Origin of the sequence: Azospirillum sp. TSH20, from assembly GCF_003115935.1 — a bacterium.
Lineage (GTDB): Bacteria > Pseudomonadota > Alphaproteobacteria > Azospirillales > Azospirillaceae > Azospirillum.
On sequence record NZ_LGQU01000022.1, the window covers coordinates 139,295 to 160,578 of the forward strand.

A 21,284-nucleotide genomic window follows, 5' to 3' on the forward strand; every position below is an offset into this window, starting at 1 on the left:
CTGCAGCAGGCTGGTAAAGAACGTGTTACCACGGACGGCAACATCCTGCGGAATCAGGGCCGCCCCCAGCAATGGGCCATGATTTGATACAGCCGTCCGCTCCCGTTACAGGGGGGCGGTCGCCTGCTCCAGCCAGCGGCGGGCCGCCTCGTCCAGCAGCGGCGACAGCGACTCGCGCACCCGCGCATGATAGGCGTCGACCCAGGCGGCCTCCGCGTCGTTCAGCAGCGCCCGCTCGATCACCGACCGGTCGATCGGCACCAGGGTCAGCGGCTCGAACTCCAGAAGCGGACGCTCGGCCCCAGCCAATTCGCCTGCCAGTTCGCCTTCCGGCTCCACCGGCCGGACGACGATCAGGTTCTCGATGCGGATGCCATAGGCGCCGGTCTTGTAATAGCCGGGCTCGTTGGACAGGATCATGCCCGGCTGCAGGGCGACGGTGTTGCCGACCTTCGACACCCGCTGCGGCCCCTCATGCACCGACAGGAAGCTGCCGACGCCGTGGCCGGTGCCATGGTCGTAGTCCAGCCCTGCCTGCCATAGCGGCAGACGCGCCAGCACGTCCAACTGCGAGCCCGTCGTGCCCTGCGGGAAGCGGACGGTGGACAGCGCGATGTGGCCCTTCAGCACGCGGGTGAAGCGGTCGCGCATCTCCGCCGCCAGCGCCGGGTCCAACTCGCCGACCGCCAGCGTGCGGGTCACGTCGGTGGTGCCGTCCAGATACTGCGCACCGCTGTCCAGCAGGAATAGGCTCCCCGGCTCCAGCCGGCGGTCAGTCTCCGGCGTGACGCGGTAATGGACGATGGCGCCGTTGGGACCGGCCCCGGCGATGGTGTCGAAGCTGACGCCGCGGAAGCGCTCATTCTCCCGGCGGCAGGCCAGCAGGCGCTCCACCACCGCCAACTCGGTCAGCATGCCCTTCGGCGCCTCTTCCGAGAACCAGTGCAGGAAGCGGACGAGCGCGGCGCCGTCACGGACATGGGCGGCGCGGGTGCCGGCCAGCTCCGCCGCATTCTTGCAGGCCTTGGGCAAGGCGCAGGGATCGCCGTCCCGCTCCACCCTCGCACCGGCCAGATGCAGGCGGTCGACGATCCAGGCGGAGGTGCAGGACGGGTCGGCCAGCACACGGGCGGAGCCGCGGGCGACGGCGTCGAGCGCCGGGCCGAACTCCTCCACCGGCCGCACCCGCACCTGATTGCCGAGATGGGCGCGGGTCTGCGGCGCCAGCTTGCGCGGGTCGAGGAACAGCTCCACCGACGCATCGGCGGACAGGATGGCGAAGGACAGCGGCAGCGGCGTGCAGGGCACGTCGGCACCACGGATGTTCAACAGCCAGGCGATGCTGTCCGGCTGGGTCAGCACGGCGGCGGCGATGCCCTTCTGCCCCAACTCGTCGGCCAGGCGCGCCCGCTTGTCGGCGGAGCTTTCGCCGGCGAAATCCTCGTCCTGCGGCACCACGGGGGTGAGCGGAGCCGGCGGCTGGCCCTGCCATACCGAATCGAGCGGATTGTCTTCACACGCCACCAGCAGGATACCGGCGCGTTCCAGCGCGGCGCGGGTCTTCTCCACCCAGCCGATGGTGTGCAGCCAGGGATCGAAGCCGAAACGGCCGCCGTCCGGCAGGGCGGCGATGATCCAGTCGGTCAGCGGGTCCTCGACCAGATGCTTGTATTCGTATAGGTCGGCCGGCACCTCGCTGCGGACCTGGAGGGTGTAGCGGCCATCGACGAAGATCGCCGCACGGTCGGCGGCGACCACCGCATTGCCGGCCGATCCGGTGAAGCCGGTCAGCCAGCCCAGCCGCTGGGCCCGCGGCGGCACATATTCGCCTTGATGCTCGTCGCCGCGCGGCACGATGAAGCCGTCGAGATCGCGGCGCTTCAGCGCGGCACGCAAAGCCGCCAGACGCTGGGCGGGGCCGGGCTGGACGGTCGGTGCCTCGGCGGCCAGCAGCGCTTTCAGCGCCTGGAGCTGTTCGGTCAGGGGCGGCGGGAGGTTTTCTCCAACCAGCACCGTCCAGGCGGCGGGTTCCTCCCCCTCCGGCGCCGCCAGCACGCCGGCGAGCAGCGCGCGGACATCGGCAGGAGACCGGCCGGTCCCGGCCTCGGTCAGCAGGGTCGCAAGGGCGTCGTCGCCACGATAGGCAGCGGAGGGAATCGCGCTGAGCACGGAACCTGTTCCTTGGAAGAGTGAATCCTGTGGCCACAGGCTAGGCACCCCGCAGGCACTGCGCAAGCGGCGGGGCGGCGGCTATGCCGGTTGGAGTGGGAGAGTGTGGAGTCTTGCGAGGTTAGACCCCCACCTATCCTCCCCCGCTGGGCGGGGGAGGGACTGCCGCTACTCTGCCGCACAAGCACCGGTCTCCTCCCCCGCCCAGCGGGGGAGGATTAAGGTGGGGGTCTAACCTCGCAAGAACCCGCCCTCTCAGGCCGGCAACCCCGCATCGTCCGGCAGCCCCAGCCGCGCCAGCACGCGCTTGCGAGCCTCGCCGCGCTCGACGTCGGAGATGTGCAGCAGCCCGCCGATCCGCCGCAGCAGGCTCGACTCCAGGTCGTTCAGCACGCCGTCGGCGTAGGCGACCTCCCACAGCATCTCGATGATCCAGATGCGCTGGCCGGGCGGGCAGCGGTCCATGATGACACTGACGTAGCGATGGTAGGGCGACACGTCCTCGGTGTCGAAGACGGCGGCGGACAGCAGGTCCTGCGCCTCTTCCTCGCTCAGTTTGAAGTGACGGCGGGCGACGGCCATGATGCGGTCGCGCTCCGCCTCGGAGATGGTGTTGTCGGTGCGCGCCGCCTCGACCATCAGGGCGGCGGCGGCGGCCTGCAGGGCGTCCTCGCCCGGCTCGACGCCGTCGTCGCCTGCGAACAAGGACCGGATGCGGTTCAGCATGGTGGCTCCCCAGAAACGTGTCGGAACATCGTCCCTAGGGGAAGTCGCATCACGGCCCTTTGGTTTCAACGGCCCCTGGATTAACGCTTCACCACAAGAGTGGTCCATTCCCCGACCGGAATGCGTGCCACCAGACGCAGACCCTGGTTGCGGTGGGCCTGGATGACGTGGCGTTCCTGCCGGTTCAACAGGCCGGCCAGCACGGCATAACCACCCTTCTTCAGGTGGCGGCGCAGCTGCGGCGCCATGCGCGACAGCGGGCGGGCCAGGATGTTGGCGGTGATAAGCGTATAGGGCTTGTGCCGCCCGACGATCGGGGTGTGATATCCGTCGCCGCCCTGGGCGCGGATCATGTGCTTCTGCCCGTTCAGCGCCGCGTTGATGAGGGTGACGCGCACGGCCTCCGGATCGATGTCGACGGCGGTGACCGGCACGCGCCAGCGCTTGGCGACCGCCAGCGCCAGGATGCCGGAGCCGCAGCCCATGTCGAGCGCGCCGCGCCGGCCGCCGCGCGGCAGCTTCAAATGGCGGGACAAACGGTCGAGCGCCTGCAGGCAGCCGTTGGTCGAGCCATGCTCCCCCGTGCCGAAGGCGGTGGCGGCGTCGACCAGCAGAGGAATGCTGCCGGCCGGCACGATGCCCTCATGGTGGGAGCCGTGGACGAAGAAGCGCCCGGCGCGAATCGGCGGGAAGCCCTGGTAGCTGTGCGAGACCCAGTCGATCGGCGGCAGGTTCTCGACCGCCAGCTTCGGCTCCTCGATCCCCAGCGCCTTGGCCAGCACGGCGACGCGGGATTGCAGCCGCGCCTCGTCCGGGGCGCCGTACAGAGTCGCCTCCACCAGCCAGTTGCCGCCCTCCTCCAGTTCGAAGGTCGACACCGCATCGGCATGGTCCCCCACCGCCTCGGCGAAGGCCGGCGCATGGGCTTCGGGAACGACCAGCGCGATGCGCCAGAGCGGGGTTTGCGACATGACAGGGGCTTTCCGACGACGACGCGAGAACATAAGCGGCGTTTTTAGCATCAAGCCGGAAAGAGACCAAGGTTTCAGGTTATCGGGAGAATCCTTAATCGTCCGACCGCCCGTTACCGCCCCGACAACCGATCGGCAATGTCATGCATGCCCTGGGCGCGCAGGACCGACTGGCGGTGGCGCAGCAGCCGGCGCTCCAGCGCCTTCTCCATCGCCGCCCCGCCGAGCAGCACACCGTCCGCCCCCTTCATCCGGTCGGCAAGGTCGTGGGTCAGCATCCCATCCGCCTTGGCGTCGCGACGGTCGAGCGGCTGGTCGCCGGCGATGCTCTGGCGCAGGCGCTCCAGCAGGACGGCCCGGCTCTGCGGCGCACGGCCCTGCAGGGCAAGGCGGCAGACCCGGCGCAACGAGCCGACCATCGGCGCCAGCGCCGGATCGGGATCGCGGTCGAACAGCCCGTCGGCCAGCACGCAGAGCCCGGCATGCAGGCTGGGCTGCGCGCCGAGCAGCTCCTTCACCGTGTCGGCGGACCCCATGATGTCGGCGACCACCCCGTCCAGCAGGGCGAGATGGCGCGGTTCGGCATCCTCGCCCATCATCGCCAGCAGCAGATCCAGCTTCCCCGCCAGCGGTCCGCCGGCCTCCAGATGCTGGCACAGCAGGATCAGGAACAGCGCATCGTGGCCGGCCGGTTCCACCGCTTCCTCGATGCGGCGGCTGGTGCCGGGCAGGTCGGCGGTATCGAAGCGCGGCAGCCGGCGCCGTTCGGCCAGCGCATCGCGGGCGGCCCCGGTGACCGCCTCCACCAGTTGGCGCAGTTCGCGAGCGCGGGCGGCGTGGGAAACGCCGTGGATGTCGGCATGATGGCGGGCGACGGCATGGATGGCGGCGCCCAGCAGCGCCCCTTGCTCCTCGAACCGGCGGAACAGCGGCCAGGAATGCAGCAGTTCGGTCGGGGTGATGCGCTGGGCGTCCAGATAGGGGCGCAGCAGCCGGCCGATCACCACCCGGCTCTCGAAGCCGCGCAGATCGTCGGGCGTGCGGCAGAGCGGCGCCCCCTCCGCCGTACCGCCCAGGGTCAGGCCCTTGCGCGGGGCCTGCGGGACGGTCTTGTGCAGGATCACGGTTTCCAGCGACAGGCCGGCGATGGTGCGGAACTTCACCACCTTCGCCTCCTCCACCCCGGAAGCGGCCAGCTGCGAGCGGGCGGCCGACATCGCCGACTCCTGGTCGGTATAGGCCCCCTCGATGCGCCAGCGGCCCTCGCGGCGGCTCTGCACCTCGTAACTGACGCTGCCCGTTCCGAACACGACGGATAGCCTCCGGCTTCTGTTGCACCGTTGCAATCTTGAGCCGCACCGGCCGCCGCGGCTGTGACGGCCGTCACAGTGCGGCAACCCGTCCTGTACGGAGCGGACCACCCGTCGGATCAACCCGCCTTCTCGCCGGGCATATCCCTATTCAGCCCGCCTTCTCGGCGGGCACGACGAAGCTGTCCATCACCTTCTTGCTGCCGGAATGATCGAAGTCGATCTCCAGCTTGTCCTCCGACACGGCGACGACGGTGCCGTAACCGAATTTCTGGTGGAAGACCCGCGCTCCCTTGGCGAAGGGCGCATCGGGCCGCGCGCGCGGCGCCACCGCATAGGCACCCTGATCCAGCGTGATCGTCTTCGGCGCCGGCGCCTGCCGGGTGGAGCCGCGGAACTGGAAACCGCCACCTCCGCCATACCCCCCTGCCCCGCTGCCAAAGCCGCCGCCGAAACTCCCTCGGCCGCCGCTGCCGGCGAACAGGCCGTTGGCGGCCTCGGCCTCCACATTGTCCTGCGGGATTTCCTCGACGAAGCGCGACGGCACGGCGCTGACCCAGTTGCCGTAGAGCCGGCGGTTGGCGGCATGGCTGACATAGGCGCGGCGACGGGCGCGGGTCAGGCCGACATAAGCCAGCCGCCGTTCCTCCTCCAGCCCGGCGATGCCGGTCTCGTCCAGCGCGCGCTGGTTGGGGAACACGCCCTCCTCCCAGCCCGGCAGGAAGACATGGTCGAACTCCAGCCCCTTGGCGCCGTGCAGGGTCATCACCGTCACCTGCTCGATCCCGGCGGCCTCGGCATTCTCCATCACCAGCGCCACATGCTCCAGGAAGCCCGGCAGGTTCTCGAACTCCGCCATGGCGGTGATGAGTTCCTTCAGGTTCTCCAGCCGTCCGGGCGCCTCGGGCGTCTTGTCCTCCTGCCACATGCGGGTGTAGCCGGATTCGTCCAGGATGGTGCGGGCAAGCTCGGTGTGCGGAACCGTCGCCATCAGCGTCCGCCAGCGGAAGAAGTCCTGCAGCAACCCGCGCAGGGTGGCGCGCAGCTTCGGCTTCAGCTCGTCCGTCTCGGTCAGCGCCCAGCCGGCCTCGGTCAGCGGGATGCCCTGCGCCCGCGCCGCGGTGTAGAGGCACTGCATCGCCGCCGGGCCGACGCCGCGCTTGGGCAGGTTGACGATGCGTTCGAAGGCCAGGTCGTCGTCGCCGGAATTGACCACGCGGAAATAGGCCAGCGCGTCGCGGATTTCCTGCCGCTCGTAGAAGCGCGGGCCGCCCAGCACCTTGTAAGGCAGGCCGAGCGTGATGAAGCGTTCTTCGAACTCGCGGGTCTGGAAGCCGGCGCGGACCAGCACGGCGATCTGCGCCAGGGAGGTGCCCTTGCGCTGGAGCGTCTCGATCTCCTCGCCGACCCATCGCGCCTCCTCCTCGCCGTCCCACACCGCCTTGACCTTGACCGGTTCACCGCCGTCGGCCTCGGTCCACAGCGTCTTGCCCAGCCGCCCCTGGTTGTTGGCGATCAAGCCGGAGGCTGCGGCCAGGATATGGCCTGTGGAGCGGTAGTTCTGTTCAAGCTTGATGATGGTGGCGCCGGGGAAGTCGGTCTCGAAACGCAGGATGTTGCCGATCTCGGCACCGCGCCAGGCGTAGATGGAATTATGGGTGAAGATGCCATCGGCGGAAAAATTATGCGTCGACTCGATATCCAGATCGTGAACCGTGCCTTCGTAGAATTCCCGCTCTACCGAAGCGACGATGTCGTAACTGCCATCCTCAGCGAACATCGCCATGCCCGGAAGGACCGAAGCGGCAGGCGTGAACGGAAGGGAGTTCACCTCCGTCACGTCGCCCAAATTGGTCCCCAGCCGCGCCACGCGGATCAGGTTCGCCGAACCGAAAGCGTTGCGGATCCGCTCCGCCTCGCCCATCAACTGGTCATAATCCTTGTTCGCAGTTTCCACGCGCCAGCTGTCGGATCCGGCTTTGGCAGCCCGTATGCTGAAGCCAAGCTCCTTCAGCGCGGAACTTCCCGGCTCGTCGTTGCCGACGATGGAAATGCGGTGCATCGGGGTCGAGCCGCGCCGGTCACCGCACAGCGTCACCACGACGTTTCGCCGGCTGGCATTGCGTGAGCGAGGGCGGTGATGCGGATGGTCCGCCGGCAGCCCCCGATCAGCCAGAAGGCGTGCGGCGCTCTCGTCGGTGTTGAAGGCCGAGAAGACTTTCGACAGATAGGCGGCATCCTGAACCAGCCCATTCTCCGACCTGCCCTTGCGCGGCACAAACGGGAGGGTTGGGATCTGATAGCGCAGGGACGTGATGTATTCGTCGGCCCGCGCGTCGTTTTCGCTGGCGTGGGTTCCGACGATCCAAAGCGCGTCGGCCCGTTCCTGCAGCAGGCGCTGCATGAACCCGACCATCGGCTTGACTTGCCCCGCGGTATAGACCTGCGACGTGCCGAGCCGCCAGCCGATCCCTTCCTTGTGCATCAGGTAGGTGAAGTAGGTCTGGGGCGTCAGCCCGAGGCGATAGCCGGCGAAGTGGACATGCTCCGGCGTACTGACGATGCGGCGGCCGGCGCTGGTCCGGATGACCACGACCTCGCCACGATACTGTTTGACATGGGTCCGCGCGACGATGGCCGGCCGCAGGTCGCCGCTTCCATAGTTGGACAGGATGGCGTCGCCGGCCTGGATTTCTTCGATGGCCCGCCCGCTACCATCGGCCATGGTCACCGGCGTGCCGGCGATCAGGCACTGATCCTCGTCCCCGACGCAGCAGATGTTCTTGTGCGCCTGGGAGAGTATCCGCAGCCACAGATACTGTGCGACGTTCGTATCTTGGTACTCATCCACCAGAACATACTTGAACTTACGGTGATACTCCGCCAACACGTCCGGATTGTTCTGGAAGATCGTGATGTTGTGCAGCAGCAGATCGCCGAAGTCGCAGGCGTTCAGGGTGCGCAGGCGCTCCTGATAGGCGCGGTAGATCGCCACCACCCTGCCGCCGGCCACATCGCCGCCGTCGGCGTCGCCGAGACGGTCGGGGGTCAGGCCGCGGTCCTTCCAGCGCTCGATGGCGCCCAACACCTGACGGGGCGGCCACTTCTTGGAATCGATGTTCGCGGCTTCCAGCAACTGCTTGATCAGGCGGACCTGATCGTCGGTGTCGAGGATGGTGAAGTTCGACTTCAGCCCGACCAGTTCGGCATGACGGCGCAGGATGCGGGCGGCCAGCGCGTGGAAGGTGCCGAGCCACCAGCCCTCCGGCTCGATCCCCACCAGATGGGCGACACGCTCGCGCATCTCGCGGGCGGCCTTGTTGGTGAAGGTCACCGCCAGGATCTGGAAGGCGGCGGCGCGCCGCGTCATCAGCAGATGGGCCAGCCGCGTGGTCAGCACCCGCGTCTTGCCAGTGCCGGCACCCGCCAGCACCAGGACCGGTCCGTCCAGAGCCTCCACCGCCGCCCGCTGGGTCGGGTTCAGCCCGTCCAGATAGGCGAAGCGCTGCGCAGCAGCGGGAACGGCTGCGGCAGGAGCGGCGTGGTTCAGCGGATCATCATCAAAAGCGTCTGACATGGCGTCCCGGTCCGGGGATGAACGAAATTCCGCTCAAGCATGCGAATGCTGTCTTGCGGTCAGAACGTATACAGCACAGAGCCGGCCGGCACGACCCCCCGTGAGAAGCCCCTCACCCCTTCGGGAACCGCGTGCCTCGGCGCCCACGCTTATGCCGAACGGCGAGCTGTTGAGATGTAGGACTCCAACCAACGGGCGATGACATAGTCCTGATCCACCGGATCCATTCTCTATGACAGTCCATCGCCGCTGTAGTTCAGTGTCCCGACGAAGTCACAGGGGTCAGGTTAACGATTTCCCCTTTTCTGTCACAGACAGTTATTCCACCTGACCAATGCGAGCTGATTTATGTCCGCATCTTGTCTTATGCAGGCTTACGGCATATGCCCATTGCTCGACGCGAAATTTACCTAAGCGAAATTTTGCGCGGCGCAAATCGGGGGTATCTATGGATCACAACGAGGCACCCCCGAACCCTGAGGGTGAGTGGGCCGGACGCAGGAGCGGAAGGTCGGGAATGCCTCCGAAGCGCCAATCGGCGCCACATCGATCCGAACGGAACAAAAGGCGGGCTGAGACCATGGATCCCATCAACGTTTTCCTCATCGACGCCAACAAGCTTTTCCGTGAAGGCATGAAGCGCCTGTTCGAAGGCACGCCCTTCAACGTCGTCGGCGAGGCCGGCAGCCTGCGCGAGGGCCTGTCGGCGCTCGGCACCGGCACCAATCCCGACCTGATCCTGATCGACTTGCCGAGCGGCGCCGACGAGGAAGTCGATGCGATGCGCACGCTGCGTGAGAACCACCCGTCGATCAAGGTCGTCATCCTGACCAACGACCTGGAAACCCGCCGGCTGTCGGCGGCCTTGAGCGCAGGCGCCGGCGGCTATCTGCTGAAGGACATCGCCTGCGAGGCGCTGATGCAATCGCTGAAGCTGGTGATGATGGGCGAGAAGGTGTTCCCGACCCATCTGGCCGAGCTGCTGGTCAATGGCCGCACCGAGGACATGGGCGCCGAGTTGCCGACCCGCCGCAAGGGGCTGTCGCAGCGCGAGGTTCAGATCCTGCGCTGCCTGCTGAACGGCAACAGCAACAAGATGATCGCCAACCACCTGAACATCACGGAAGCCACCGTGAAGGTTCACCTGAAGAGCCTGCTGCGCAAGATCAACGCCTCCAACCGCACCCAGGCCGCCATCTGGGCGTTGAACAACGGCATCGGCGACCAGACTGCCGAGGCCGGCGTCGCCGCCACCGTCTGATCCATTCGACCGCTCTGCCAAAAGGTCTCGCCCGCCTTCCGTCCTGGCCGCCCGCCCCATCCATCCGGGGCAGGCGGTCGGCGGAGCGGAGCGTTGCCTTTTGCAGTGCTTTTCCGTCTCCGGAGCACTGAATTTGGGGTGTGACCCTGCCCCTCGGCCAGGAAAGTGCGACGGGCATAGAGGAAGCGGTCTAAGACCAAAAGCGAACTACAGCGTCAGAACGGGCGTTCCTATGTGAACGTCCGGGCCGATGACGCCATCCCGGTGTCGGATCGCCGCAACCTTCTGGAAATGCCCGCGATGAACGTGCTGATCGCCGACGATCACCTGCTGTTCCGAGACGGTCTGCGCCGGCTGCTGGCGCAATTCGACGCCGACATGACGTTTTTCGAAGCCAGCACCTATGACGAGGTGCGGGCGCTGTGCGATGGGACCAGACCCTTCGACCTGATCCTGCTCGATCTCGGGATGCCGGGCTGGACCGGCTTCTCGGCGCTGGGCGACATCCATGCCAGCCTGCCGAAGGCGCTTCTGGTGGTGGTGTCGGGATCGGAGAAGCGCTCCGACCTTCTGGCGGCCCTCGAGAACGGCGCCGCCGGCTATATCCCGAAATCCTCCAGCGCCAAGGTTCTGCTGGGTGCGCTGCAGCTGGTGCTTGCCGGCGGCATCTATCTTCCCGAACAGGCGATCCGCGGCGGCGACCGTGTCGAGCAGATGCATGGCGGCCACGGCGGGAGCGGCTCCGGCGACACGATGGACGAGTCCACGGCGCTGGGAAACGGGAACGGCGACCAGCTGACGCCACGGCAGCGCGACGTTCTGGCCCGCCTGCGCGACGGCAAATCCAACAAGCAGATCGCCCATGAGCTGGGGCTGACGGAAGGCACGGTGAAGGTCCACGTCACCGCGATCCTGCGGCATCTCGGCGTCCGCAACCGCACCCAGGCCGCTCTTACCGCCCAGAGTTTGTGACGCCAGGGTTTGTGATCGGGAGGACCTGCACCGCGCAGGTCCGCTACCGCCTCTTTTCTCCTACCGCCCTCTTACCGTTGGGCGCGCTCCACTGCGGAGACCAGCGCCAGCAGCGCGCCGCGCAGTTCGGCCGCATGGGTCCGCGGGCGGACGGCGGTGGCGTCGGGCACCGCGACGACCGTCAAGGTCCGGCAGCCGGTCAGCCCGTCCTCCAGCCGCGCGAAGAGGCCGGCCGGGTCGCTGCCCTGCATCAGGGTCACCGGCACCCTCACCGCCGGCAATTCGGAAACAAGCTCTCCCAGATCGCCGGACAGCACCGCCGGCAGCGCCCAACCGAAACGGGTGGCCAGCGCATTCCAACGGCGGCGCATCGGCGATTCGGCCCCGACATCGTCGACGATCATCACGCCACCGACCCGCTCCGGGTAATCGAGCGCCGCGGCGATTGCGAGCGGCGCCGTCACCGCCCCCGCCACCAGCACCGGCCGGCGCCCGCCACGCTCAACCAGCAGGGGAGACAGGATCGCCGCCCCGGCCGACGCCGGCACGGTCAGCCATTCCTGGCCCTTCGGCACATGGTCCAACAGGCGCCACCACGCCCCCTTGCCGGGATGAAGGAAGATCACCCGCCGTCCGGATGGATCGCCGGCACGGTCGGCCGTGCGGTCGCCCGCCCCGTCCACGGTCCCATCCACGGCCAAGCCGGTCACCGGAAAGCGGGCGGCATCTGCCCGTCCGGCGCGGACGGTGGAAGGCTGGGTGTGAAAGAACACGGTCGCGGTCCCCGGTGCTGGCGTTCCGCGATGGGACTGCCCCATCGCCGAAGCCAACCCTAACGAAGCGGAACCCAAATCGTCCCGTACGATAAATCGGGCAGAAACCTTAACACGGCCCGAAAAGCCGCCCTGCCCGCAAAAGGTTTCAGCCGCCGCCGAAACACGACAAAAGCAAAGCAAATTCCAAGACTTGCCGACATGTCCGGACCACAGGCCGCCGGCCGGCAAGGCGATCGTTCAATGCAGGGTCACCTCCTCCCCCTCGCCATCCGGTGCCACCGCCAGCGGGCGGCGCAGCTCGCCGGCCAGACTGCGCCATTCCGGCGCTCCACCCAACTGTTGCAGCAACTGTGCGGTGAAGGCGAAGACCGCATGTTCCAGAGGCCCGTTGTCCTCGGCATGGGCATTTACGGTCAGGCAGGATTCCGCGGCGCTTTCAAAGATGGCGGCCGCGGCGCTGGCACCCGGTCCGGGGTCCGGCAATGGGATGGCCTGCGGCTTCTCCCCGCTGACACGCAGGCGCGACAGGTTGTCGGCCAGCAGGCGGGTGCGGATGGCGTTGTCGACCGCGGCGGCCATGGTGTAGCCGGCCTCCTCCTCGACGGTGGCGCGCAGGATGCGCAGGCCGGCGATCAGCCCGCGGACCACATCGCCGTTGCCGCCGCGCTTGGCCGCCGCCGCGACGGCGGTGCCGAGGATGGCAGCGACCACCGGCGAGAGCGATTCGCCGTCGCCCGGGACGTTCGGCGCATCGGCGCCGGAGTCGGTGTTCAAAGCCTCGTTCATGCGGCCTCCGATCCGTGTGAACCGGAAACGGGCGGCCCGCCGGCGATGCTGCCGACGAAGGACCCGTCCGGATGCGTCGTCATGATGCCTGTACCGGATCTGTGGACCGAACGGATACGGTTCAAGGCATGGATGGCATACACCACCCCCTCTTTCGCGCCGCCGGACGGGGTGCTCCATCTTTGGAGTGTCCAAAGTCCGAAAGGCCACGGTTCGAAAGGCCCGCCTCTAGGCGCGCGGTGCGACCGTCCCCACATCTGCGGCGAAAGGGAGGGTTTCGTGTCATGTCTCTGCTCAGTCTTCTCCTCAACCTGCTGTGGCTGGTCACCGGCGGCATCTGGATGGCGCTGGGCTGGCTGTTGGCCGCGGTTCTGATGGCTCTGTCCATCGTCGGCCTGCCCTGGGCCCGGTCCGCCCTGACCATCGCCCATTACACCCTGCTCCCCTTTGGGCAAACCGCCGTACGCCGGGATGAGTTCCGCGGGCGCGAAGACATGGGCACAGGCGCCTTGGGCTTCGTCGGCAATGTCGTTTGGTTCGTGCTGGCCGGCTGGTGGCTGGCGCTTGGCCATCTGATCTCGGCGGTCGGTCTTGCCATCACCATCATCGGCCTGCCCTTCGCCTGGGCGCATCTGAAGCTTGCGCTGCTGGCTCTCTGGCCGATCGGGACCGAGATCGTGCCGTCGGACGATACCGGCCGGCGCGTGGCCGGACGGTTCTGATCCCGGTCCTGCGGCACTTTCCGCCAATTCAGTTCGGGGCGGCGGTTTCCATCCCCTTCGCCGCCCCGCCTTCCTGCCCAGCCTTTTCCCGCGCCTTCATCGCCTTCAGCATGACCGAGGCGCGCCAGAAACCCAGCCCGGCGCCGTCGACGAAATGCACATGGCGGTCGGCCGTCACATCGCCGACCAGACAGGTGACGGTGGTGGCATCGGCCCGTGCGGTGCCGTAGCGGATCGAGCCGGCCTGGGCCGCCTGGGCCAGCAGCCTTTCGATCGCGTCCGCCTCCCCCTCCGTCACGTCCAGCACCAGCCGCGGCCCGCCGGCCGATTTGCGGAAATCGGTACGCTCCGCCATGTGGCGGCGGTAGCGCTGCGGATCGAAGCCGCCAAGCGTCAGCCCCAGCTTCAGCAGCAAAACCAGCAGCCCCGACCCGGCCAGAGCCTTGCCCACCCGCCGGATGCGCGTGCCCAAACCGGCGCCGTCCCGGCCGCCGCGCGCCTCCATCAGCAAGGAGCGCCAATCCGGCGGCCAGCGCGCCTCCAGCCGCTCCCCCACCCCCAGCGGAGCGGCGCCGGCGGTGGGCACGATCGCTTCGATGGCGCGCTGGACGCGGGCCAGTTCCAGCAGCCCGGCCGCACCGGAATCGACCGCATCGACGATGACGCACAGCACGGTTCCGCGCCGCGGCGGCACCGGGTTCCAGCGGCAGGACACCGACTCCAGCCCGGGCAGCGGCCCTTTCCGCGGCGGCAGGCGCCATCGCGCATCCTCCTTCACCCAGGCGTCGGCGGCCACCACCCCGGCGCCCAGGAACAGCCCGAAACTGTTGCCATTGCCGACATCGTGCAGGGCGGCCATCACCTCAAGCCCGTGGTCGAGCAGCGCCCGCACCGGCACCAGCCCGACGCGCAACGGCACGTCCATCACCTCCGCCGACCAGTGGGCAAGCGCCGAGAGCGCAGCCCGTGCCGCGTCCTCCCGCCCCGGCGGCACCGCGGCGATGGCGCCGTCGCCACCGAACTGGCAGGCCACCTGCTCCTGCCCGACCCGTACAGCGTCGGACAGCACCGCGACCACCCCGGCGGCGACGAAATTCACGTCACGGTGACGACCCTGCCCGGCCAGCTGCGTGCTGCCGGTGACGTCGGCCACCGCCAGCGACCATCCGCCGTCCAGCGCCGCATAGCGGCGTGGGTCCGAGGCCTCGGCGGCGAAATCGCGGATCACCGGCAACAGCGGCATGACGGACCCTCCCCAACGGGCAGCGGCAAGGCGAGGGTCGACCGTAGCACGCCCCCGGCCAGGACGGCAGGGTGGTGGAACCCTGAAAGTCGAGCGACATCACCGTCGAAGCGGATCCTGAATACGGAAATTTCCATGCCGTAACCGATGCTTACGTCATTAACCGTTGTTAAAGGATATGGCGCCGAAACTGTCGGAATATGTCGGCACGGTTTCAGGTCTTCGAAACGAGGGGACGTCGCTCTTCATGTCTTGGCTGTCGAGATTTTCCGGAGGCAACAAGGAACCGGGTGGCACGAAGGCCGCCGCGGAACCGCGCAAGGAGCGCCCGTCCTCCCTGCCCAAGATCGTGATCGACCACCACGACTATGTGCCGGAGGAGTTCGTCCTCGGTTCCTTCCGCATCCGTCCCTATGACGGCGACCTGATCGCCAAGCAGAAGTTCGACTTCCGCCTGCAGTTCGACATCGGCGGCGATCCGGTCGACGTGTCCTGCATGGGTATCGTGGTGAAGCTGACCGCAGAGGCCGGCCTCGTCGCCCGCTACCAGTCGCCGCAGCCCTTCTACGAACGCAAGCTGGTCGACTACATGAAGGCCTTGAAGGGCCTGTAAGCGCGCAAACATGGCCGAAGATGGTGGTGCCGCGCGCCGGCTGCCACTATATCTATGGGCATGCCGATCCGACTGCTTCCCGAAACACTGGTCAACCGCATCGCCGCCGGCGAGGTGGTCGAGCGTCCCGCCGCAGCCGTCAAGGAGCTGGTGGAGAACGCCATCGATGCCGGCGCCACCCGCATCGACGTGGTGGCGCGCGACGGTGGCAAGTCGCTGATCGCCGTCACCGACGACGGCTGCGGCATGACCGCCGACGAACTGGTTCTGGCGGTCGAACGCCATGCCACCTCCAAGCTGCCGGGCGACGATCTTCTCGACATCCGCTCTCTCGGCTTCCGGGGGGAGGCGCTGCCCTCCATCGGCGCCGTCAGCTGCCTGACCATCACCAGCCGCGCCCGCGGCGCCGACAGCGCCTGGAGCCTGACGGTGGATGCCGGCGCCAAGGGATCGCCGCAGCCGGCGGCGCTGGCCCAGGGCACGCGGATCGAGGTGCGCGACCTGTTCGCCGCCGTGCCGGCCCGGCTGAAATTCCTGAAGGCGTCGCGCACCGAATACGACCACATCGCCGATTGCCTGGAGCGGCTGGCAATGGCCCATCCCGGCGTCGCCTTCACCCTCAGCGACGGCGGGCGCGGCGGCCTGCGGCTGAGCGCGGCGCAGGGCGAATTGCTGGACGCCCGGCTGACCCGGCTGGGCGCCCTGATGGGCCGCGATTTCCAGGAGAACGCCGTGCCGGTGATGGCGCAGCGCGAGGGCGTGTCGCTGGCCGGCTGGATCGGCCTGCCCACCCTGCACCGCCCGACCGCCAAGCACCAGCACCTGTTCGTCAACGGCCGCCCGGTGCGCGACAAGCTGATGGTCGGTGCCGTGCGCGCCGCCTATGCCGATTTCCTGCCGCGCGACCGCCACCCGATGCTGGCACTGTTCCTCGACATCGACCCGCAGGAGGTCGACGTGAACGTCCACCCGGCCAAGGCTGAAGTGCGCTTCCGCGACCAGGGTCTGGTGCGCGGCCTGATCGTCGGATCGCTGAAACACGCGCTGGCCGAGGCCGGCCACCGCGCCTCCACCACCGTCGGCCTCGCCACGCTGGGCGCCCTTCGGCCAGAACAGTCCGGCGAGAGCGACAGCGGCTTCACCCCCTCCCCCCTCCCCTACGGACGTTCCGGCGGCGGGTCGGGTGGGAGTTGGGGTGGCTCCTATACGCCGACCGCCGTGCCGCGCGGTCTGGCGGAGCGCTCCGCCGCCTTCCAGGCACCGACCCAGACTGGCCTGCCGCCCTTGCAAGGCCGTCTCAGCGGCTTCGGCAACGGCTTCGCCCCTGGCGCCCGCCCGCCGGAATACCGCACCCCCGACCCGTCGGCGCAGAAGCCCGAGCCGCCGCCCGACAGCCACCCGCTGGGCGCGGCACGGGCGCAGGTCCACACCACCTACATCGTGGCCCAGACCCGCGAGGGCATCGTCATCGTCGACCAGCACGCCGCCCATGAACGGCTGGTCTATGAACGGATGAAGGCCGCCCTGCTTGACGGTGGAGTGAAGCGTCAGGCCCTGCTGATCCCCGAACTGATCGAGCTGGACGAACCCTCCGCCAACCGCCTGCTGGCCCGCAGCGCCGAACTGGCCGAGCTTGGTCTGGTGATCGAGGGCTTCGGCCACGGCTGCGTCATGGTGCGCGAGGTCCCGGCCCTGCTCGGCCAATCCGACGTGAAGAACCTGATCCGCGACCTTGCCGAAGAACTGTCCGAACTGGGCGACGCCCTGTCCCTGAAGGAGCGGCTGGAGGAGGTCTGCGCGACGATGGCCTGCCACGGCAGCGTCCGCGCCGGCCGCACGCTGAGCGTCGACGAGATGAACGCGCTGCTGCGGCAGATGGAAGCGACGCCGCACAGCGGGCAGTGCAATCATGGGCGGCCGACGTACGTGGAGTTGAAGTTGGCGGATATTGAGAGGTTGTTTGGGCGGAGGTAGGGGTTGCTCCCACCACGGGAGCACATGTAAGCTCCCTCCATGAGGATCATTTCACGCCGAACTCTGCGGGAGCATTGGGAAAAGCCCGGTCGGGGTGACAGCGAGGCGCCGTTGACGGATTGGTTCAACGTGGTTCGCAACGTCGACTGGGCGGATACGGCAGCCGTCAAGGCTCAGTTCCGCTCAGCGTCTTTCGTGGGTGACCGGGTGGTCTTCAACATCGCCGACAACAAATACCGGCTCGTTGCCGGGATCGATTACCGGTACCGCACGGTTTATGTGAAATGGGTCGGTACGCATCGGGAATACGACTCCATCGACGTGAGGACGGTGTAATCATGGATATTCGCCCGATCCGGTCCGATCAGGACCACGCCGCCGCCCTGGAGGAAATCGACCGCCTGTGGGGCGCCGATCCCGACACCGCCGACGGTGCGCGGCTCGAAATCCTGATGATGCTGGTGGAGGCCTATGAAGAGGCGAACCACCCGATCCCGCCGAGCGATCCGATCAGCGCCATCGAGTTCATGATGGAACAGCGCGGGCTGACCCGGCACGATCTGGAACCGATGATCGGCAGCCGCGCCCGGGTCGCCGAGATCCTGAATCGCAAGCGTGCCTTGACCCTGCCGATGATCCGACGACTGGCGGAAGGCCTGCATATCCCCGTCGATATCCTGGTGCGCGACTATCCCGTCCAGCGGGCAGCCTGACTCGACTTCCTCAACACAACGGGCGGCGCCCTTTTCGAACGCCGCCCGCCTAGCCTCAGTACCCCACCGTGAACCGCTTGCGCTCGTGCTTCGGCGTCTCAATCTCGTCGACCAGCGCCACGGCGAAGTCCTCGTAGCTGATCCAGCTGCGCCCCGCGCCGTCCACCAGCAGCGCGTCGTCGCCCAGCCGGAACTTGCCGGAGCGCTCGCCCAGCACGAACTCGGCGGACGGCGACAGGAAGGTCCAGTTCAACTCCGGTTCGGCCTTCAGACGGTCGAGGAATTCGGCGCCCTTGCTGGCTTCGGCCTTGTAGAGGTCCGGGAACTCCGGGGTGTCGATCAGGCGGACGCCGGGGGCGACCTCCAGGCTGCCGGCACCGCCGACCACCAGATAGCGTGGCACGCCCGAAGCCTTCACCGCGCCGATCAGGCTGTCGGCATCGCCCATCAGGAACATCACGGCGCTGACCACCGCGTCATGGCCGGTCAGCAGCGGGGCGAGCGTCCCGGCGTCGTTGGCATCGCCCGCCTTCACCGTCAGGCCGGGGGCGGCGGCGACCTTGGCGGGGTCGCGGACGATGGCGGTGACGCTATGGCCGCGACGCAGCAGTTCGGCCTGGATGCGGCTGCCGGCGCGGCCGGCGGCACCGATGATGGCGATCTTCATGGCAGGTGTCCTTTCACCAGGTTTCCAATGGTGACTTGATGGCCGGTTGGAAATCTGGTGTAAAGAAGGCACCTTTTTGTTACATGGTCACCCGTGCGTAACCGCGGGCGGACGGCTGCCGGGGGATTTGTCATGCACCAGTGCGGAACCGATCAGGATGGAAACGCCTATGCCTCCGCTTGTCCGACGCGGCAAGCGCTGGACCGGATCGCCGACAAATGGACGGTGCTGATCCTCGGTCTGCTGGAAAGCGGGCCGATGCGCTTCAACCAGCTGCGCCGCGAGATCGAGGGCATCTCGCAGAAAATGCTGTCGCAGACCCTGAAAAGCCTGGAGCGCGACGGGCTGGTCAGCCGCAAGGTCTTCGCCACCGTGCCGGTCACCGTCGAATATTCGATCACGCCGCTGGGCGCGACGCTGGCCGAAACGCTGGTGCCCCTGCGCGTGTGGGCCGAGACCCACATCGCTCAGATGCTGGAAGCCCGGTCCGCCTATGACCGCAGCGAGGAGGATGGACCGGCCCGGCTGGACGTCGCTTAGACCGACTTGCCCGGCTTCACGTCCGCCTCCGTCCGGCGCAGCAGATAATCCAGCCCGCCGACCCGGAACCAGCGATAGCCATAGGCCTCCATCACCAGACGGTGGCGGCCCTCGGCGTCGGGTTCGCTGTGGTCCTCCGACAGCAGGTTGACCAGCCGGCAGGCCTCGCCGTGCCCGTCCACGTCCAGCACGATCTCGCAGGGCTTGTCCGACAGGTTGTGCAGAACCACCACGCCGTTGTTGCGCCAGTCATAACGCAGGGCCAGCACCTCCGGCCGGCCGGTCTTCAGGATGCGGAAATCGCCCCAGCCGATCTCCGGGCACTCCTTGCGCATGCGGATGATGCGTTCGGTCCAGTTCAACAGCGATTCGGGATCGCGGCGCTGGATCGCGGCGTTGATCCGTTCGAACCCGAAGACGCCGCCGCTGATCACCGGGCTTTCCGGGTCGTCGGACTTGGTGAAGCCGCCATGCGGCTCGTCAGACCATTGCATCGGCGTGCGGGCGCACTCGCGTTCGGGCAGCGACAGGTCGTCGCCCATGCCGATCTCATCGCCATAACGGATGACCGGCGTCCCCGGCAGGGTGAACATCAGGCTGTAGGCCAGCTCGATCCGCCGCCGGTCGTCGTGCAGCATCGGCGCCAGCCGCCGCCGGATGCCGCGGTCATAGAGCTGCATGGATTTTTCGGACCCGAAGGCGGCGAAGACTGCCTGGCGCTGCTCGTCGGTCAGCCGGCCGAGGTCGAGTTCGTCATGGTTGCGCAGGAAGCAGCCCCATTGCGCGGTGGCCGGGCGCGGCTTGGTGATCTCCAACGCCTTGGCCAGCGGCCCGGTGTCGGCGGTGGCCAGCGCATAGAACAGGTGCTGGTTGACCTGGAAATTGAACATCATGTGGCAGCGGTCGCCGTCCTCGCCGAAATATTCCAGGTCGTCCTCCGGCAGGATGTTGGCCTCCGCCAGCAGCACGGCGTCACCGCGCCGCCACTGCACGAATTCGCGGAAGCTGCGCAGCATGCCGAACTGCTCCTTCGGCTTGGCGATGTCCGCTCCCTTCTCCGCGATGATGAAGGGCACGGCATCCATGCGGAACCCGGCGACACCCAGCTGGATCCAGAAGCCCATGATCTTCAGCAGTTCGGCATGCACCTCCGGGTGCGAGGTGTTCAGGTCGGGCTGGAACTTGTAGAAGCGGTGGAAATACCAAGCCTTCGCTTCGCGGTCATAGGTCCAGGTCGATTTCTGCACGCCGGGAAAGACCATGCCCTTGTCGGCATTCTCCGGCTTCTTGTCCGACCAGACATACCAGTCGCGATACTTGCTGTCGGGATCGCTGCGGGCGTCCTTGAACCAGGGATGTTCGTCGGAGGTGTGGTTGATGACCAGATCGATGATGACGCGGATGCCGCGCTGTTCGCAGGCATGGGTGAACTCCACGAAGTCGCCCAACGTGCCGTAGCGGGGATCGACGCTGTAGTAATCGGCGACGTCATAGCCGCCGTCCTTCATCGGCGAGGTCTGGAACGGCCCCAGCCACAGGCAGGTCACCCCCAGCCCCTGCAGATAGTCCAATCGGCGCAAAAGCCCCTGGAAATCGCCGATACCGTCGGCGTTGGCGTCCATGAAGGTCGATAGCGACAGATTGTAGATGACCGCGTTCTTGTACCAAAGGTCCCGGATCATGGCCGCTCCATCCCTTTTGCCGATCCCCGGCCCAAAGCGGGGCCGACAGGCGGGGAACAGCGGCAGGGCCGGTTTGGTTGCGCCGGAGGATCGGTCTTTGGCGGTATGAGGCCCTGCGGCAAAGTTGCAGGTCAGGCATCCGGCATCTGGCATGCAAAACTTTTTGCGGTGGCATGCCAGTTTGCTTATGTTGCGGCACAGCATGACTTGGCCGTCACCGTGGGCGATCGCCGTCCGCGGGGGATGCCGTTTGCGGTCATGCGCTGTTGTTCCTGTCGACGCCCTCCCCTCCCCGATAAGGACGTTTTCCTCATGATCGAGACCCAGGCCCTTCTGTTCCTCGCGCTGACCGGCATGATCGGCCACGCCGTCTATATGGCCAGCGGCCGCGGCGGCTTCACCGTGATCGAGCCCGAGAAGGACGAGACGGAGGAAGAGCCGGGCATCCTGTTCTCCTCCGACCGCTTCCAGCAGGCGGCCCAGAATGAGGCGAAGTCCGACAAGGCCAAGGACCGCCCTTTCTGGATCGAATGAATGATGCGGCCGACGAAATGGGCCGGGGTGCTTTGCGCATCCCCGGCC

The 21,284-nt window shown here is 67.5% G+C and carries 19 protein-coding genes; 9 read left to right on the top strand and 10 right to left on the bottom strand.

Features of this window, described 5'->3' with window-relative positions; all coding sequences use genetic code 11:
- Positions 1-105 precede the first annotated feature (105 nt).
- The 5 genes from TSH20_RS06050 to TSH20_RS35620 form a co-directional block, all read right to left on the bottom strand.
- Positions 106-2,169: an aminopeptidase P family protein gene (locus tag TSH20_RS06050; protein WP_109073877.1), complete on the bottom strand. Its 2,064-nt coding sequence runs from the start codon at positions 2,167-2,169 to the stop codon at positions 106-108.
- A 255-nt stretch (positions 2,170-2,424) separates the two neighbouring features.
- A complete protein-coding gene (locus tag TSH20_RS06060) occupies positions 2,425-2,895 on the bottom strand; it encodes a TerB family tellurite resistance protein (RefSeq protein WP_109073878.1) in 471 nt (156 codons plus the stop codon).
- A gap of 80 nt (positions 2,896-2,975) precedes the next feature.
- On the bottom strand, positions 2,976-3,866 hold the full coding sequence (locus TSH20_RS06065; RefSeq protein WP_109073879.1) for a 50S ribosomal protein L11 methyltransferase: 891 nt from the start codon (positions 3,864-3,866) through the stop codon (positions 2,976-2,978).
- A 113-nt stretch (positions 3,867-3,979) separates the two neighbouring features.
- Positions 3,980-5,176 (bottom strand): hypothetical protein, encoded by a 1,197-nt coding sequence (locus TSH20_RS06070; protein ID WP_109073880.1) that lies wholly within the window; start codon positions 5,174-5,176, stop codon positions 3,980-3,982.
- A 151-nt stretch (positions 5,177-5,327) separates the two neighbouring features.
- The gene (locus TSH20_RS35620; protein ID WP_247871518.1) at positions 5,328-8,753 is read right to left on the bottom strand and encodes a UvrD-helicase domain-containing protein; all 3,426 of its coding nucleotides are present in this window, start codon (positions 8,751-8,753) and stop codon (positions 5,328-5,330) included.
- A 580-nt stretch (positions 8,754-9,333) separates the two neighbouring features.
- On the opposite strand from TSH20_RS35620, the gene TSH20_RS06085 reads away from it, so the two are divergent.
- Positions 9,334-10,014, top strand: coding sequence for a response regulator transcription factor (locus tag TSH20_RS06085; protein WP_109073881.1), 681 nt, complete (start codon positions 9,334-9,336; stop codon positions 10,012-10,014).
- A 300-nt stretch (positions 10,015-10,314) separates the two neighbouring features.
- Complete coding sequence (locus tag TSH20_RS06090) at positions 10,315-10,986, top strand: response regulator transcription factor (protein ID WP_109074072.1); 672 nt, start codon at positions 10,315-10,317, stop codon at positions 10,984-10,986.
- Positions 10,987-11,057: 71 nt separating this feature from the next.
- On the opposite strand, the gene TSH20_RS06095 is transcribed toward TSH20_RS06090, so the two are convergent.
- The gene (locus tag TSH20_RS06095) at positions 11,058-11,759 is read right to left on the bottom strand and encodes an alpha/beta hydrolase (RefSeq protein ID WP_109073882.1); all 702 of its coding nucleotides are present in this window, start codon (positions 11,757-11,759) and stop codon (positions 11,058-11,060) included.
- Positions 11,760-11,999: 240 nt separating this feature from the next.
- Complete coding sequence (locus tag TSH20_RS06100; RefSeq protein ID WP_109073883.1) at positions 12,000-12,548, bottom strand: hypothetical protein; 549 nt, start codon at positions 12,546-12,548, stop codon at positions 12,000-12,002.
- Positions 12,549-12,832: 284 nt separating this feature from the next.
- On the opposite strand from TSH20_RS06100, the gene TSH20_RS06105 reads away from it, so the two are divergent.
- Positions 12,833-13,270 (top strand): YccF domain-containing protein, encoded by a 438-nt coding sequence (locus tag TSH20_RS06105; protein WP_109073884.1) that lies wholly within the window; start codon positions 12,833-12,835, stop codon positions 13,268-13,270.
- 28 nt (positions 13,271-13,298) lie between these two features.
- Here TSH20_RS06105 and TSH20_RS06110 read toward each other — a convergent pair whose 3' ends face one another.
- Complete coding sequence (locus TSH20_RS06110) at positions 13,299-14,513, bottom strand: DUF3095 family protein (RefSeq protein ID WP_109073885.1); 1,215 nt, start codon at positions 14,511-14,513, stop codon at positions 13,299-13,301.
- Positions 14,514-14,760: 247 nt separating this feature from the next.
- Between TSH20_RS06110 and TSH20_RS06115 the strand changes: the two genes are divergently transcribed.
- Genes TSH20_RS06115 through TSH20_RS06130 form a run of 4 tightly spaced genes read left to right on the top strand, consistent with a single transcriptional unit; the run spans position 14,761 to position 17,813 of the window.
- Entirely contained in the window at positions 14,761-15,126 is a 366-nt protein-coding gene (locus TSH20_RS06115) for a hypothetical protein (protein WP_109073886.1), read from the top strand.
- 60 nt (positions 15,127-15,186) lie between these two features.
- Entirely contained in the window at positions 15,187-17,100 is a 1,914-nt protein-coding gene (gene mutL, locus TSH20_RS06120; protein WP_109074073.1) for a DNA mismatch repair endonuclease MutL, read from the top strand.
- A gap of 39 nt (positions 17,101-17,139) precedes the next feature.
- Positions 17,140-17,436 carry a type II toxin-antitoxin system HigB family toxin gene (locus TSH20_RS06125; RefSeq protein WP_109073887.1) on the top strand — a complete coding sequence of 99 codons (297 nt, stop codon included), beginning with the start codon at positions 17,140-17,142 and terminating at the stop codon, positions 17,434-17,436.
- 2 nt (positions 17,437-17,438) lie between these two features.
- On the top strand, positions 17,439-17,813 hold the full coding sequence (locus tag TSH20_RS06130; protein WP_109073888.1) for a helix-turn-helix domain-containing protein: 375 nt from the start codon (positions 17,439-17,441) through the stop codon (positions 17,811-17,813).
- Positions 17,814-17,868: 55 nt separating this feature from the next.
- Here TSH20_RS06130 and TSH20_RS06135 read toward each other — a convergent pair whose 3' ends face one another.
- Positions 17,869-18,480 (bottom strand): NAD(P)-dependent oxidoreductase, encoded by a 612-nt coding sequence (locus TSH20_RS06135; protein ID WP_109073889.1) that lies wholly within the window; start codon positions 18,478-18,480, stop codon positions 17,869-17,871.
- Positions 18,481-18,612: 132 nt separating this feature from the next.
- Here TSH20_RS06135 and TSH20_RS06140 point away from each other — a divergent pair, with 132 nt between their 5' ends.
- Positions 18,613-19,020 (top strand): helix-turn-helix domain-containing protein, encoded by a 408-nt coding sequence (locus tag TSH20_RS06140; RefSeq protein WP_109073890.1) that lies wholly within the window; start codon positions 18,613-18,615, stop codon positions 19,018-19,020.
- Here the strand turns inward: TSH20_RS06140 and TSH20_RS06145 are convergent.
- Positions 19,017-20,702: an alpha-amylase family protein gene (locus TSH20_RS06145; RefSeq protein ID WP_109073891.1), complete on the bottom strand. Its 1,686-nt coding sequence runs from the start codon at positions 20,700-20,702 to the stop codon at positions 19,017-19,019. The two genes, TSH20_RS06140 and TSH20_RS06145, sit on opposite strands and share 4 nt — an antisense overlap.
- A 312-nt stretch (positions 20,703-21,014) precedes the next feature.
- Between TSH20_RS06145 and TSH20_RS06150 the strand changes: the two genes are divergently transcribed.
- The gene (locus TSH20_RS06150; RefSeq protein WP_109073892.1) at positions 21,015-21,236 is read left to right on the top strand and encodes a hypothetical protein; all 222 of its coding nucleotides are present in this window, start codon (positions 21,015-21,017) and stop codon (positions 21,234-21,236) included.
- Positions 21,237-21,284: the final 48 nt, after the last annotated feature.